The organism is Sphingomonas sp. Leaf242, assembly GCF_001422045.1.
Classification (GTDB): domain Bacteria; phylum Pseudomonadota; class Alphaproteobacteria; order Sphingomonadales; family Sphingomonadaceae; genus Sphingomonas.
Genome location: NZ_LMLW01000009.1, coordinates 480,517 through 495,602, shown reverse-complemented (window position 1 = coordinate 495,602; position 15,086 = coordinate 480,517). Strand labels below are relative to the sequence as shown.

Annotated in this window: 10 protein-coding genes; 5 read left to right on the top strand and 5 right to left on the bottom strand. The window is 64.5% G+C overall.

Annotated features, from left to right (window positions below; genetic code table 11):
• Window positions 1–55: 55 nt before the first annotated feature.
• From ASF09_RS13535 to ASF09_RS13525, 3 genes are all read right to left on the bottom strand, one after another.
• The gene (locus ASF09_RS13535; protein ID WP_060526676.1) at window positions 56–547 is read right to left on the bottom strand and encodes a GAF domain-containing protein; all 492 of its coding nucleotides are present in this window, start codon (window positions 545–547) and stop codon (window positions 56–58) included.
• 165 nt (window positions 548–712) lie between these two features.
• Window positions 713–1,138 (bottom strand): alternative ribosome rescue aminoacyl-tRNA hydrolase ArfB, encoded by a 426-nt coding sequence (gene arfB, locus ASF09_RS13530; protein WP_060526675.1) that lies wholly within the window; start codon window positions 1,136–1,138, stop codon window positions 713–715.
• A gap of 21 nt (window positions 1,139–1,159) precedes the next feature.
• Window positions 1,160–1,879, bottom strand: coding sequence for an RluA family pseudouridine synthase (locus ASF09_RS13525; protein ID WP_060526801.1), 720 nt, complete (start codon window positions 1,877–1,879; stop codon window positions 1,160–1,162).
• Window positions 1,880–1,909: 30 nt separating this feature from the next.
• Between ASF09_RS13525 and ASF09_RS13520 the strand changes: the two genes are divergently transcribed.
• Window positions 1,910–2,674, top strand: a complete 765-nt coding sequence (locus tag ASF09_RS13520; protein ID WP_235529825.1) for a M15 family metallopeptidase — start codon at window positions 1,910–1,912, stop codon at window positions 2,672–2,674.
• Between the two features lie 208 nt (window positions 2,675–2,882).
• Here ASF09_RS13520 and ASF09_RS20390 read toward each other — a convergent pair whose 3' ends face one another.
• Complete coding sequence (locus ASF09_RS20390; RefSeq protein WP_133030371.1) at window positions 2,883–3,194, bottom strand: hypothetical protein; 312 nt, start codon at window positions 3,192–3,194, stop codon at window positions 2,883–2,885.
• A gap of 533 nt (window positions 3,195–3,727) precedes the next feature.
• Here ASF09_RS20390 and rpoB point away from each other — a divergent pair.
• Window positions 3,728–7,882, top strand: a complete 4,155-nt coding sequence (gene rpoB, locus ASF09_RS13510) for a DNA-directed RNA polymerase subunit beta (protein ID WP_060526672.1) — start codon at window positions 3,728–3,730, stop codon at window positions 7,880–7,882.
• A 131-nt stretch (window positions 7,883–8,013) separates the two neighbouring features.
• Window positions 8,014–12,300, top strand: coding sequence for a DNA-directed RNA polymerase subunit beta' (gene rpoC / locus ASF09_RS13505; protein WP_060526671.1), 4,287 nt, complete (start codon window positions 8,014–8,016; stop codon window positions 12,298–12,300).
• Window positions 12,301–12,371: 71 nt separating this feature from the next.
• Here rpoC and ASF09_RS13500 read toward each other — a convergent pair whose 3' ends face one another.
• The gene (locus tag ASF09_RS13500) at window positions 12,372–12,806 is read right to left on the bottom strand and encodes a hypothetical protein (protein ID WP_060526670.1); all 435 of its coding nucleotides are present in this window, start codon (window positions 12,804–12,806) and stop codon (window positions 12,372–12,374) included.
• 197 nt (window positions 12,807–13,003) lie between these two features.
• Here ASF09_RS13500 and ASF09_RS13495 point away from each other — a divergent pair, with 197 nt between their 5' ends.
• Entirely contained in the window at window positions 13,004–13,726 is a 723-nt protein-coding gene (locus ASF09_RS13495; RefSeq protein ID WP_060526669.1) for a response regulator, read from the top strand.
• Window positions 13,723–15,084 (top strand): sensor histidine kinase, encoded by a 1,362-nt coding sequence (locus ASF09_RS13490; RefSeq protein WP_056051389.1) that lies wholly within the window; start codon window positions 13,723–13,725, stop codon window positions 15,082–15,084. Before ASF09_RS13495 ends, ASF09_RS13490 begins: the two co-directional genes overlap by 4 nt.
• Window positions 15,085–15,086: the final 2 nt, after the last annotated feature.

The window sequence follows — 15,086 nt, the reverse complement described above, 5'->3', positions numbered from 1 at the left end:
ACCAAAGCCGGGAGCGAGTCACCAGCAAGCGTACCGTCCCGAAACGGAGCAGCGCCTAAAGCCGCTGGCTCAACAATGCCGCGAGCGCCTCGCACCCTGCCGCATCCTCAGCGTCGAACCGCGCCGGCTCCGGGCTGTCGAGATCGAGCACGGCGATCAGCGTGCCGTCCTTGATCACCGGTACCACCAGCTCCGACCGGCTTGCCGCGTCGCAGGCGATGTGCCCTGGGAATGCGTGCACGTCCTCGACCAACTGCGTGGTCAGCGTCGCGGCGGCGGCCCCGCATACGCCCTTGCCGACCGGGATGCGGATGCACGCCACCTTGCCCTGGAACGGCCCGAGGACGAGTTCGCCACCCTGCGCTTCGGGCACCAGCCGGTAGAAGCCTGCCCAATTGAGATCGGGCAGATACTCCCACACCAGCGCGGCGGCATTCGCCATGTTGGCGATCGGATCGGTCTCGTCCGCGGTCAGCGCGTCTAGCGCGGCGAGCAGGTCGCGGTAGAGGTCGGCCTTGGTGCCGGCGGAGATATCGAACTGGTACATGTGATCTTCCTTGGTCGGCGACTTGATGGAACTAGCACGCTCCAAAATCCGTCATCCCAGCGAAAGCTGGGATCTCCATGTTGGCGCCGGCGGTCCGTTCCTCAAGGATACCCCAGCTTTCGCTGGGGTGACGGGGCGGAGGGATGGCACATGATCATAAATCGCTCAATCGTCGCGGACCTTGCCCCGCCCCGCCTTCACCCCGCTACGCACCTTCTTCGTATCGACCCGCCGTGCCTTTGCCGCCTTGGACGGCTTGGTCGCGCGGCGTGCCTTGGGAACGATCGTCGCTTCCTTGATAAGCGCCACCAGCCGCTCGCGGACTTCCTGGCGGTTGAGCAATTGCGACCGCGAACCTTCGCTGCGCAGCACCAGCACGCCGTCGCGCGTCAGGCGCGATCCGGCCAGCACGGCGATGCGGTTCTTCACCGCGAGGGGCAGGCCGGGCGAGAGGCCGACGTCGAAGCGCAGGATCACCGCGCTGTCGGTGGTGTTGACGTGCTGGCCGCCGGGACCGCCCGAGCGCGTCGTGCTCTCGATCAGTTCGCTGTCGTCGATCGAGATCGATCGGGTGATCTGGATCGCGACCATTAGCCCCTGCCCTCAACCCGCTCAGTCGTCGGTAGAGTCGGGAGTCGTTACCGCGTCGGCAGTTGGGGCAACGTCGGCAACCGGGGCAGCCTCATCGACGAACCCGGCCTTGGCGAAGCGCTCGGGCAGCGGCGCTTCGGCGAGGACGTCGGGCTTGCCCGGGCGCGGGACGATCAGCCGCTGCGCGTGGAGCATCATGCCCAGCCCATCCGCCTTGCCATACACGCCGTCGCCGACCACAGGTGCGCCGAGACCGCTCGCGGCGTGGACGCGGATCTGGTGCGTGCGGCCGGTCTCGGGCAGGAACTCGACCAGCGAGCGACCATCCTTGATCTCGAGCACACGCCATTTGGTACGCGACTTCTTGCCCTCGGGGTCCTCAACCATCCGCCAGCCGGTCTCTGCCGTGCTGACCTTGCCGAGGGGCATTTCGATCAGGCCCGATTCACCGTTAACCTCACCGTCGAGGAGGGCGACGTAGCGTTTCGAGACGAGGCCCTGCTCGAACGCCTGCTGTAACCGGGCATGCGCCTTCGGGTTGCGCGACAGAAGCAGGCAGCCGCTCGTGTCACGGTCGAGGCGGTGCACTGCCTTCGGCCAGCGCTGGAAGCCGAACTTCAGGCTTTCGAGATGATTTTCGAGGCTCAGCGAGCCATCGCGGGGCGGATCGACCGGCAGCCCTGCGGGCTTGTCGATCACCAGGGCCTCGCCGTCGAGGAAGAGTACGCGTTCACCATGCATGGCGCCGCCCTTGCCATCATTAGCGCCTGCGTGCCAGAGCCCGCGTCGATGTTGCACCGCACGCTGGCCCTCGCGCTCCTGTTCGCCCCGACCGTCGCGGAGGCCCAATTGTGCGAAGGCCAGAGCGCGGCGATCGCGCCCGATGGTCGCGCGTTCGGGCATTTGCCGTACGGCGACGCCGCCGAAACCGAACTGGTCACGCTGCCGTCCGAATATTCGGTGGGCAATCCATGCGTGGTACGCGCCGATATCCTGCCCGATCTGTTGCGGCTGTTCGCAGCGGCGCAGGGCGATCCTTCGGGGATGGGCCAGCTCCGCGCGCTCTCGTGTCAGCGGTCGATCGCGCGCCAGCGCAGCGTGTTCTGCCGCGGCGAAATCAGCACCGCGGCGGATCGGGCGATTTCGGTCGCGCCGCCTGGATATAGCGAGCATTCGACCGGCTATGCGCTCGACTTCGCGGTCCGGCCTGCGAACGGGTGTCCCGATGCGGAGGCGTGCATGGCCGCCACGCCTGCCGCGCGCTGGCTGCGGCTGAACGCGCCGCGGTTCGGGTTCGAGCAGAGCTTTCCAGGCGGCAACAAGCAGAACGTGAAGTGGGAGCCCTGGCACTGGCGCTGGGTAGGCACGAGCGGCAGCGCGCCCGGGGCGGCGAAGGCACGGTTCGTGTTCGCGCGGGCCCGGCGGTTGTATCCGGCGGATCCCGCCGTGCTGCCGCTGGTGGTGAAGGTGTCGGCGCAACCGCCGGTGCCGGTGGCTCCGGTCGTGGTGGTGCCGTCGAAGAAGAAGCGGCGGTAGAAGTAAAGACTGGTTTGATCGGGGCTATGTGTCCCTGAGAGCGGTACCACCCCGGCGGAGGCCGGGGCCCAGTTGGGGAACGCTGCTGACGACAGGCAGCGCTTCGTTACCACCACCTTTCCAACTGGGCCCCGGCCTTCGCCGGGGTGGTGGTTTTTTGGGGGGCACCTTTGAGTGACGCGCCGATTGGATGCCCCACTCTACCCAATCAGTGCAGCACGAGCCCGCCCGTACGCACGACGCCGTCCTGCAACGCGTGGTCGTACAGCAATTCGGTCTCCAGCTTCACCTGGAGCGACAGCCGGTCGAGCATCGACTCCGCCTGCACGCCGAACGCAGCCCAGTCGTCGGGGGAAATCGTCGGCAGCCAGTGGCCGATGAACGCCTTCCAGTCCGAGCGGAGGATGTCGAGATCCTCCTCCATCATCGCGATCGTATCGGCCGAGCATCGCGCTTCCATCGCAACGACGGTGCGATCGATGACCTCGTCCTCGACGCCCAGATGATCGGCGACGGTCACTGCCAGCTCGATCAGCTTGCGCGACGCGAACGCGCTTTGCGTATTAGATTCTCGTGATAAATTAACGAGTTCCGAACATTGCCGGGCAATCTTCTCGTGATCTTCGATCAACCGAATCCAATTCGCACGGTCCTGATCGGATACTTCTCGCTCTGCGATCTTCGCGTTCATGACGTCGCTACTCCCCTGCGAATGCCAAACGGTAACACTGAATATACGCGTCAAATATTACCAAAGATGCAATAGCGTCAGGCGCTTGACCATAGCTATAGTATTTCCGGCAGTGCGGCCGTGTCGAAACGACCGTATCGCGTCCACCCTTTGACATGACGCCGCGGCGCGCCTATATCCGCATCTCACCACAGCATCCGGGAAATGACATGCCGTCGCGCAGCGTGTCGATCGTATTGGATACCGAGGTTTCATACGCTGAGAGCCGCCGCACCTGATGCGCGCGGCCTTTTTGCGTGAACGTGCGTCCCGCTCGGGGGTTCCCGAGCACGAATTTTCGGCTGACGAGGCAAAATAAACCTATGGCATCCAAGGCGATCGAACACGGCACTGCAAAGCGCCGTATCCGCAAGGTTTTCGGCAACATCCACGAAGTCGTGCAGATGCCGAACCTGATCGAAGTCCAGCGCGAGAGCTACGAGCAGTTCCTGCGCTCCGACAAGTCGATCGGCCACGTCTCGGGTCTCGAGAAGACGCTGCGCAGCGTGTTCCCGATCCAGGATTTCGCCGGCACCGCCTATCTCGATTTCGACGACTACGTCCTTGAGCCGCCGAAGTTCGACGTCGAGGAATGCCGTCAGCGCGGGATCACCTACGCCGCGCCGATGCGCGTCACGCTGCGTCTGACCGCGTTCGAGGTCGATCCCGATACCGAGGCCAAGTCGGTCATCGATATCAAGGAGCAGGACGTGTACATGGGCGACATGCCGCTCATGACCGAGAACGGCACGTTCTTCATCAACGGCACCGAGCGCGTCATCGTCAGCCAAATGCACCGTTCGCCGGGCGTCCTGTTCGATCACGATCGCGGCAAGACGCACGCATCGGGCAAGTATCTGTTCGCGGCGCGCGTGATCCCGTATCGCGGTTCGTGGCTCGATTTCGAGTTCGACGCGAAGGACATCGTCAACGTCCGCATCGATCGCAAGCGCAAGCTGCCCGTCACGGCGCTGCTCTACGCGCTCGGCATGACGTCGGAAGAGATCCTCAACTATTTCTACAACCGCGTGACGTTCGTCCGCGGCCAGGGTGGCTGGATCGTTCCGTTCCAGGTCGAGAACTGGCGTGGCCAGAAGCCGATGTTCGACATCGTCGATGCGAAGACCGGCGAAGTCGTATTCCCGAACGGCCAGAAGATTTCCCCACGCGCTGCTAACAAGGCGTTTAAGGACGGTCTCACCGACCTGCTGATCCCGACCGAGGAAATCTTCGGGCGTTATTCGGCCTATGATCTGATCGACGAGTCGACCGGCCGCATCTACATCGAAGCCGGTGACGAAGTTACGTCCGAGAACCTCGAACTGCTCGACCAGGCAGGCATCGAGCGTCTCGACCTGCTCGACATCGATCACGTCGCGACCGGTCCGTGGATCCGCAACACGCTCAAGGTCGACAAGGCCGAAGAGCGCGAGCAGGCGCTGTCCGACATCTACCGCGTGATGCGCCCCGGCGAGCCGCCGACGCTGGAGACCGCCGAGGCATTGTTCTCGGGCCTGTTCTTCGATCCGGATCGCTACGACCTGTCGGCCGTCGGCCGCGTGAAGCTCAACATGCGTCTCGACCTCGACGTCGAGGACACCGTGACGACGCTGCGCACCGAGGACATTCTCGAGGTCATCAAGACGCTCGTGAACCTCAAGGACGGCAAGGGCGAAATCGACGATATCGACAACCTCGGCAACCGTCGTGTCCGTTCGGTTGGCGAACTGCTCGAGAACCAGTACCGCGTCGGCCTGCTCCGCATGGAGCGCGCCGTGAAGGAGCGCATGTCGTCGGTCGACGTCTCGACCGTCATGCCGAACGACCTGATCAACGCGAAGCCTGCGGTTGCCGCGGTCCGCGAATTCTTCGGCTCGTCGCAGCTGTCGCAGTTCATGGATCAGACCAACCCGCTGTCGGAAGTCACCCACAAGCGTCGCGTGTCGGCACTTGGACCAGGTGGTCTGACGCGTGAGCGCGCTGGCTTCGAAGTCCGCGACGTTCATCCGACGCATTACGGCCGCATCTGCCCGATCGAGACGCCGGAAGGGCCGAACATCGGTCTGATCAACTCGCTCGCCAGCTTCTCGCGGGTGAACAAGTACGGCTTCATCGAGACTCCGTACCGCAAGGTCGTCGACCACAAGGTCACCGACGACGTCGTCTATCTGTCGGCAATGGAAGAGGCCAAGCACACGATCGCGCAGGCCAACGCCGAGCTCGATTCGTCGAACGGCTTCGTCGAGGAACTGGTGTCGTCGCGTCAGGCTGGCGAATTCCTGATGGCGCTGCCCGACAACATCACGTTGATGGACGTCAGCCCCAAGCAGCTCGTCTCGGTCGCGGCATCGCTCATTCCGTTCCTGGAAAACGATGACGCCAACCGCGCACTGATGGGCTCGAACATGCAGCGTCAGGCCGTGCCGCTCGTCCAGGCCGAGGCGCCGTTCGTCGGCACCGGCATGGAAGAGACCGTCGCACGTGACTCTGGTGCCGCGATCTCGGCAAAGCGTGCGGGCATCGTCGACCAGGTCGACGCGGCGCGTATCGTGATCCGGGCAACCGGCGAGATCGATGCCGGCAAGTCGGGCGTCGACATCTACACGCTGATGAAGTTCCAGCGCTCGAACCAGTCGACCTGCATCAACCAGCGTCCGCTGGTGAAGGTGGGCGATGCGGTCCGTGCCGGCGACGTGCTCGCCGACGGCCCGTCGACCGAGTTCGGCGAGCTGGCGCTGGGTCGCAACAGCCTCGTCGCGTTCATGCCGTGGAACGGCTACAACTACGAGGATTCGATCCTGATCTCCGAGCGGATCGTGAAGGACGACGTGTTCACGTCGATCCATATCGACGAGTTCGAGGTGATGGCTCGCGATACCAAGCTCGGGCCTGAGGACATCACGCGCGACATCCCGAACGTCGGCGAGGAAGCGCTTCGCAACCTCGACGAGGCGGGCATCGTCTACATCGGTGCAGAGGTCGAGCCGGGCGATATCCTCGCCGGCAAGATCACGCCGAAGGGTGAATCGCCGATGACGCCGGAGGAGAAGCTTCTCCGCGCGATCTTCGGCGAGAAGGCCAGCGACGTGCGCGATACGTCGCTTCGTCTGCCACCGGGCGTGTCGGGTACGGTCGTCGACGTTCGCGTCTTCAACCGTCACGGCATCGACAAGGACGAGCGCGCGATGGCGATCGAGCGCGAGGAGATCGAGCGCCTGAAGAAGGATTCGGACGACGAGCGTTCGATCCTGAACCGTGCGACCTGGTCGCGTCTTCGCGAGATGCTGCTCGACCAGACCGCCACCTCGGCGCCGAAGGGCGTCAAGAAGGGTGTCGTGATCGACATGGATCTGCTCGACAGCGTCGACCGCCACGAGTGGTGGAAGTTCGCGGTCGCCGACGACAAGGTCCAGAGCGATCTGGAAGCGGTCAAGATCCAGTATGACGATGCAGCCAAGCTGATCACGGACAAGTTCCACGATCGTCGCGAGAAGCTGGAGCGTGGTGACGAGCTGTCGCCGGGCGTGCTGAAGATGGTCAAGGTGTTCGTCGCGGTGAAGCGCAAGCTGCAGCCGGGCGACAAGATGGCAGGCCGTCACGGCAACAAGGGCGTCATCAGCCGCATCCTGCCGGCGGAGGACATGCCGTTCCTCGCCGACGGTACGCCGGTCGATATCGTGCTCAACCCGCTGGGCGTGCCGTCGCGCATGAACGTCGGGCAGATCTTCGAGACGCATCTGGGCTGGGCCGCACGTGGCCTGGGTCAGTCGATCACCGCGGCTCTCGAGACGTGGCGTGAAGAGAATCCGGACGCCAAGCCGGGTGCGATGCCCGAGGCGGTCCGCGATCGCCTCAAGACGGTGTACGGCGAGCAGTATCACGCCGAGATCGACGCCCGCACGGGTGACGAGATCGTCGAGCTCGCCAAGAACCTGAAGGGCGGCGTGCCGATGGCGACGCCGGTGTTCGATGGTGCCCGCGAAGCCGATGTGTCGGCGATGCTGGCGCTGGCGGGCCTCGACACGTCGGGTCAGTCGGACCTGTTCGACGGCCGCACCGGCGATCAGTTCGATCGCAAGGTGACGGTGGGCTACATCTACATGCTGAAGCTCCACCATCTGGTCGACGACAAGATCCACGCACGGTCGATCGGGCCGTACAGCCTCGTCACGCAGCAGCCGCTGGGTGGTAAGGCGCAGTTCGGTGGGCAGCGCTTCGGCGAGATGGAGGTCTGGGCGCTCCAGGCCTACGGCGCGGCGTACACCTTGCAGGAAATGCTGACGGTGAAGTCGGACGACGTTGTCGGCCGCACCAAGGTCTACGAGGCGATCGTCAAGGGCGACGACACGTTCGAGGCCGGCATCCCGGAGAGCTTCAACGTGCTCGTCAAGGAAATGCGCTCGCTCGGCCTGAATGTGGACCTGAAGCAGTCGGAGCCCGGCTTCGACAGCGACGGCATCCAGATCGCGGCGGAGTAAGCCTCAACTCCTCCCCTCCCGCTTGCGGGAGGGGTCGGGGGAGGGCCTGTCCCCGCAGGCACCACCCCGAGAGGCTACGACATCCCCTCCCCTAGCCCCTCCCGCCATGCGGAAGGGGAATGGAGAATAAAATGAACGAGATGACCCCCTTCGCCAATCCGGTCGCCAAGACCGAGACGTTCGACCAGATCCAGATCGGCATCGCGTCCCCGGACAAGATTCGTTCGTGGTCGTTCGGCGAGATCAAGAAGCCCGAGACCATCAACTATCGCACGTTCAAGCCCGAGCGTGACGGCCTGTTCTGCGCGCGCATCTTCGGTCCGATCAAGGACTACGAGTGCCTGTGCGGCAAGTACAAGCGCATGAAGTACAAGGGCATCGTCTGCGAGAAGTGCGGCGTCGAGGTTACCGTCTCGAAGGTCCGCCGCGAGCGGATGGGCCATATCGAGCTCGCCGCCCCGGTCGCGCACATCTGGTTCCTGAAGTCGCTGCCGTCGCGCATCGGCCTGCTGCTCGACATGCAGCTGAAGCAGCTCGAGCGCGTGCTGTACTTCGAGGCATACATCGTGATCGAGCCGGGCCTGACCCCGCTCGAGAAGTACCAGCTGATGACCGAGGACGAGCTCCTCGACGCGCAGGACCAGTATGGCGAGGACGCGTTCTCGGCCGGTATCGGTGCCGAAGCGGTCCGCATCATGCTCGAATCGCTCGATCTCGTCGGTGAGCGTACCGCGCTGCTCGAAGAGCTTGCGGTCACCAAGTCCGAGCTGAAGCCCAAGAAGATCATCAAGCGCCTGAAGGTCGTCGAGAGCTTCATCGATTCGGGCAACCGCCCCGAGTGGATGATCCTCGAGGTCGTTCCGGTCATCCCGCCCGAGCTGCGCCCGCTGGTGCCGCTGGACGGTGGTCGTTTCGCGACGTCGGATCTGAACGATCTGTATCGCCGCGTGATCAACCGCAACAACCGCCTGAAGCGCCTGATGGAGCTCCGCGCGCCGGACATCATCGTCCGCAACGAGAAGCGCATGCTCCAGGAGGCCGTCGACGCACTGTTCGACAATGGTCGCCGCGGTCGCACGATCACGGGCGCCAACAAGCGCCCGCTGAAGTCGCTGTCCGACATGCTCAAGGGCAAGCAGGGCCGCTTCCGCCAGAATCTGCTCGGCAAGCGCGTCGACTATTCGGGTCGTTCGGTCATCGTGACCGGGCCTGAGCTAAAGCTGCACCAGTGCGGCCTGCCGAAGAAGATGGCGCTCGAGCTGTTCAAGCCATTCATCTACGCACGGCTCGATGCGAAGGGTCTGTCGATGACCCTGAAGCAGGCGAAGAAGTGGGTCGAAAAGGAGCGCAAGGAAGTCTGGGATATCCTGGACGAGGTGATCCGCGAGCATCCGGTCATGCTGAACCGTGCGCCAACCCTTCACCGTCTGGGCATCCAGGCGTTCGAGCCGGTATTGATCGAGGGCAAGGCGATCCAGCTCCACCCGCTGGTCTGCTCCGCGTTCAACGCCGATTTCGACGGCGATCAGATGGCCGTGCACGTTCCGCTGTCGCTCGAAGCGCAGCTCGAAGCGCGCGTGTTGATGATGTCGACGAACAACATCCTGTCGCCCGCCAACGGCAAGCCGATCATCGTTCCGTCGCAGGACATGGTCCTCGGTCTCTATTATCTGTCGATGATGAAGGAGAACGAGCCGGGCCAGGGGATGCTGCTCGGTGACATGGCCGAAGTGCATCAGGCGCTGAACGCTCAGGCGGTCACGCTGCACACCAAGGTCATCAGCCGCGTTCCGCAGACCGACGAGAAGGGCAAGCAGTACCTCAAGCGGTACGAGACGACCCCGGGCCGCATGCTGCTGGGCGAGTGCCTGCCGCACAGCCACAAGGTGCCGTTCGACACCGTCAACCGCCTCCTCACCAAGAAGGACGTGGGTGACGTGATCGACGAGGTCTATCGTCACACCGGCCAGAAGGAGACCGTGCTGTTCGCCGACGCGATCATGTCGCTCGGCTTCCGCCACGCGTTCCGCGCCGGCATCTCGTTCGGCAAGGACGACATGATCATTCCGGACGCCAAGGTTGGTCTGGTCGACGACACCAAGGCGCTCGTGAAGGACTTCGAGCAGCAGTATCAGGACGGTCTGATCACGCAGCAGGAGAAGTACAACAAGGTGATCGACGCCTGGAGCCGTTGCGGCGATCAGGTCGCGAACGCCATGATGGACGAGATCCGTGCGGTGAAGGTCGACGAGGAAACCGGCCGTGAAAAGCCGATCAACTCGATCTACATGATGGCTCACTCGGGTGCTCGTGGTTCGCAGGCGCAGATCAAGCAGCTTGCCGGTATGCGTGGCCTGATGGCCAAGCCGTCGGGCGAGATCATCGAGACGCCGATCATCTCGAACTTCAAGGAGGGCCTGACCGTCCTTGAGTACTTCAACTCGACCCACGGCGCTCGCAAGGGCCTCGCGGATACGGCGTTGAAGACGGCGAACTCGGGTTACCTGACGCGTCGTCTGGTCGACGTGTCGCAGGATTGCGTCATCATCGAACCGGATTGCGGCACGACCCGCGCTCTGGAGATGAAGGCCATTCTTCAGGGTGGTTCGACGATCGCAAGTCTCGGCGAGCGCATCCTCGGTCGCACGACCGCGGAGGACATCGTCGATCCGAAGACCGGCAAGGTCGTCATCCCGTCGGGCACGCTGCTCGACGAGCCGATGATCACGACGATCGAGGGACTCGGCACGCAGTCGTGCAAGATCCGCAGCCCGCTGGTCTGCGAGTCGAAGATCGGCGTCTGCGGCAAGTGCTACGGGCGCGATCTCGCCCGCGGTACGCCGGTCAACATCGGTGAAGCTGTCGGCGTCATCGCCGCGCAGTCGATCGGTGAGCCGGGCACGCAGCTGACGATGCGTACGTTCCACATCGGTGGTGCGGCGCAGCTCAACGAAACGTCGAACCTCGAGGCTCACGCCGACGGTACGGTGCAGTTCCGCGATCTGCGTATCATCGTCGACCAGCGTGGCCGTCGCGTGGTGCTGAGCCGCTCGGGTGAAATCGCGATCGTCGACATGGACGGCCGCGAGCTCTCGGTCGATCGCATCCCCTACGGTGCGTACGTGCTGTTCGACGATGGTCACATCGTGTCGCGCGGCGATCGGATGGCCGAGTGGGATCCGTTCACCATGCCGGTGATCACGGAGAACCCTGGCACGATCAAGTATGTCGACCTGATCGAGGGCAAGACGCTCACCGAGCAGACCGACGAAGCCACGGGCATTGCCCAGCGCGTCGTGATCGAATATCGTGCGGCGACCAAGTCGAAGGAGGATCTGCGTCCGCGCATGACCCTGCTCGACGAGACGTCGGGCGAGACCGGTCGTTACATGCTGGCGATCGGCGCGACCTTGTCGGTCGAGGACGGCGCACAGGTGTTCGGCGGCGACGTTGTGGCCCGCGTCAGCCGCGAGAGCGCCAAGACGCGCGACATCACCGGTGGTCTGCCGCGTGTTGCCGAGCTGTTCGAGGCACGTATCCCCAAGGACTCGGCGATCATCGCCAAGATCTCGGGCCGCGTCGTGTTCGGCAAGGACTATAAGGCGAAGCGCAAGATCGGCATCCAGCCCGAGGATGGCGGCGACGTCGTCGAGTATCTGGTGCCGAAGTCGAAGGTCATCGACGTCCAGGAAGGCGATTACGTCAAGCGCGGCGACAACCTGATCGGCGGTTCGCCCGATCCGCACGACATCCTCGAGACGATGGGCATCGAACCCCTCGCCGAGTATCTCGTGTCGGAAATCCAGGAGGTCTATCGTCTCCAGGGCGTGAAGATCAACGACAAGCACATCGAGACGATCGTTCGTCAGATGCTGCAGAAGGTCGAGATCACCGACGGCGGCGACACCACGCTGCTGAAGGGCGAGCAGGTCGATCGCGAGGAAATGGACGCGACCAACGAGAAGCTCGAGAAGAAGCAGACCCGCGCACAGGGCAAGCCCATCCTGCTCGGCATCACCAAGGCGTCGCTGCAGACCCGCAGCTTCATCTCGGCGGCATCGTTCCAGGAGACCACCCGCGTCCTCACCGAGGCAGCGGTCCAGGGTAAGCAGGACATGCTGATGGGCCTGAAGGAGAACGTGATCGTCGGCCGGCTCATCCCGGCAGGCACCGGTGCAGGCCTCAACCGCCTGCGTGTCGTGGCCAACAGCCGGGACGCCGCGATGCGCGTCCAGCAGCGCAAGATGGCGGAGGTGTCGATCGTGGCACCGATGTCGGCTGCCGACGAGCACGCCGCCGAACTCGCGCGCTCGCCGCGTGATGCAGGCGGCGTCGGTGAGGATCCGCTCGCAGCGGTCGTCACCTCGGGCACCGGCACCGACGCGGATGCCGGCGAATATCTGAACGAGACCGAGTAATCGGTTTCGTCAGACGCCTCGGCGCTGACTAAAGAAAAGGCCGCTGTCCGGGATACCGGGCGGCGGCCTTTTTAGTGTTTGGGCGCGGTAGTCGGGGGTTCGGCGGCGATGCAGTCGGACTGGCCGCGACACTTGACGAAGGCGGCGCAGACCGATGCAGCGAGCGCGGGCAACTCTCCCGCGCCGCGAACCGCCTCGATCTCGGCCACATTACCGCAGGTCGCCCCGGCCATCGTGGTGGCGCATCGGCCGGCTTCGGCAACCGACATCGCGGCATGTGTGCGGGGCGCGGCACTGGCCTCGTACGTCTCGATCACGTCGCGAAGATCGGCGGGGGACAGCCATTCCAGATGCTTCGCTGGACACTGCCTGCCGATCGCGACACGATAGGGCCGCCACGGATCGTCCGCCGCCGTACCGGCAAACGCGAGCAGCGTGCAGGCCGCGGCAGCCGCGACGATCCGCACGACCTGGATGGCAAGCGCAGGAAGACTCGACGGCGTCATGCCGCACATCGTGCCGACCCGACCTTACAGAGCGCTGACGGCAATATGGACAACAACCGCTGTTCTGGGGGGACGCCGGCCCGTTGTACTGAGATCGCGAAGACCGTTCCGCGCTATTCGCCGACCATATGGCCTGATATCCCGATGATGATCGGCGCGGAAACATCGCGAACACATCGCCGACCTAAGAAAGACCGATGAATTCAACGTCTGTTCAAGATTCGGCGAAGCCCGTGCTGCTGGTGGTCGACGACGATCACATGATCCGCACGCTGTTGGCGCAGAGCCTCGGCATGCATGGGTTTCAGGTCGAGACGGCCACCAATGCGCACGAGATGGACGCCGTCCTGGCACGATGCCCGGTATCGCTGATCCTGCTCGACGTGATGATGCCCGGCGAAGATGGCGTGTCCGTCTGTCGCCGGCTCGCGCGGGTTGGCGCGCCGCCGATCGTTATGCTCAGCGCGCTGGGCGATGAACCCGATCGGATCCTCGGCCTCGAAATCGGCGCGAGCCACTATCTGTCCAAGCCGTGCAGCCCGAGGGAGATCCTGGCGACCGTCCGTGCCGCACTGCGCGCGCGCGAAATCCAGGATGCGGGTGAAAGCCGGTCGTTCGCATTCCTCGGCTGGCGAGTCGATTTCGCGGCACACGAACTGTTCGATCCGGAGGGTACGCTGATCGACCTGACCGACGGCGAGTTCGCGGTTCTGCGCGCGTTCGTCGAGCGGCCAAGACGCGTGCTGGCGCGCGATGCGCTGTTGGAAGCGGCGCGCGGACCCGACACCGACGCGTTCGATCGCGCGATCGACGTGCAGGTCAGCCGGTTGCGCCGCAAGCTTCGCTCGCGCGGCGACGAGATCATCCGCACGATCCGCAACGAGGGCTATTTCTTCGTACCGCGCGTGGCCCGACAGTGACGCAACCCGCCACCATCTACACGCCGTCGAAACTCGGCAGGCTGCGTCCGTGGACGCTGTTCGTCCGGATTCTCGCGTTACTGCTGACGACGGTGCTGCTGGTTCAGATCCTGAACTTCGCGATCGTGCTGTTGATGCCGCCGCCGATGCCCGTAATCTACACGACGGCGCGCGTTGCCGGCGTGGTCCGCTCGGGTAGCGACCCGGCAAAGTTGCTGACCATGAGGATCACAGGCGGCCCCCCTCGACCGTCCGACAGTTCGCGCGATGCACGCCTCGCCAAACTGATCGCCAACGACCTTGCACTGCCCGCAGAGCGCGTGACCGTCGAGACCGAACCCTCCGCGATGCCGATGCTGGCGGGAGCGCTTCGTCCCCCGGTGCCGATGGGCATGGTCCGATCCCGTCATCACCTGTTCGAGAACGCCTTGTTCGGACCGTTCGTGGTGTCGATAGAGCGGCCAGACGGGCGGTGGCTCGTGATCCGGCCCACCAACGGCACGATCGGGCCCTGGCGGGCGCGCATCGTCCTGTGGTTCCTGGCGGCGATGGCGGTCGTCGCGCCGATCGCCCTGCTGCTGGCCCGCCGCGTCGCGACTCCGATCGGGCGGTTCGCCGCCGCCGCCGAACGGCTCGGCCGCGATCCGCGGGCAGCCCCCCTACCCGTCACCGGTCCGCCGGAAATCGCCGAAGCCGCCAGCGCGTTCAACCTGATGCAGGAACGGCTCAACCGGTACGTCGAGGATCGAACCACGCTGATCGCCGCGGTCGCGCACGATCTGCGGACGCCGCTGATGCGGCTGTCGCTGCGGCTCGAAAAGGCGCCGGAAGATATTCGGATCGCAAGCGAAGGCGATATCCAGGAGATGAGCCAGCGGATCGGCTCGGCGATGGCGTTCGTCCGCGACATGACCCGCCATGTCCGCCGCCAGAAGCTCGACCTGCGATCGCTCGCCGAAAGCGTGACCGACGATTTTGCGGATCGCGGCGATCAGGTCGTGCTGCATCCCGGATCGCCGCTGATCATCGAAGGCGACACGCCGTCGCTGAAGGCCCTGCTCGCGAATCTGGTGGGCAATGCCGTCAATTATGCCGGGCATGCCGAAGTCCTGCTCCACCGCGCCGGCGGGATGGCCGTGCTCGACGTGTTCGATTCCGGCAGCGGCATGGCGCCTGCCGACCTGGCGCGCGCGTTCGAGCCGTTCTTTCGCGCCGAACACTCGCGCAACCGCGATACGGGCGGCAGCGGGCTGGGCCTCGCCAGCGTGCGTGCCGTCGCCCGCGGACACGGCGGCGAGGCGACGATCGAAAATCGCGCCGACGGTGGCCTGCTGGTGCGGGTGACGTTGCCCGTATGACT

Excerpts from the sequence above, each read along its gene's own strand:
- ASF09_RS13535 (WP_060526676.1), bottom strand. The coding sequence starts at position 547 with ATGTACCAGTTCGATATCTCCGCCGGCACCAAGGCCGACCTCTACCGC.
- arfB (WP_060526675.1), bottom strand. The coding sequence starts at position 1,138 with ATGGTCGCGATCCAGATCACCCGATCGATCTCGATCGACGACAGCGAA.
- ASF09_RS13525 (WP_060526801.1), bottom strand. The coding sequence starts at position 1,879 with ATGCATGGTGAACGCGTACTCTTCCTCGACGGCGAGGCCCTGGTGATC.
- rpoB (WP_060526672.1), top strand. The coding sequence starts at position 3,728 with ATGGCATCCAAGGCGATCGAACACGGCACTGCAAAGCGCCGTATCCGC.
- rpoC (WP_060526671.1), top strand. The coding sequence starts at position 8,014 with ATGAACGAGATGACCCCCTTCGCCAATCCGGTCGCCAAGACCGAGACG.
- ASF09_RS13500 (WP_060526670.1), bottom strand. The coding sequence starts at position 12,806 with ATGACGCCGTCGAGTCTTCCTGCGCTTGCCATCCAGGTCGTGCGGATC.
- ASF09_RS13495 (WP_060526669.1), top strand. The coding sequence starts at position 13,004 with ATGAATTCAACGTCTGTTCAAGATTCGGCGAAGCCCGTGCTGCTGGTG.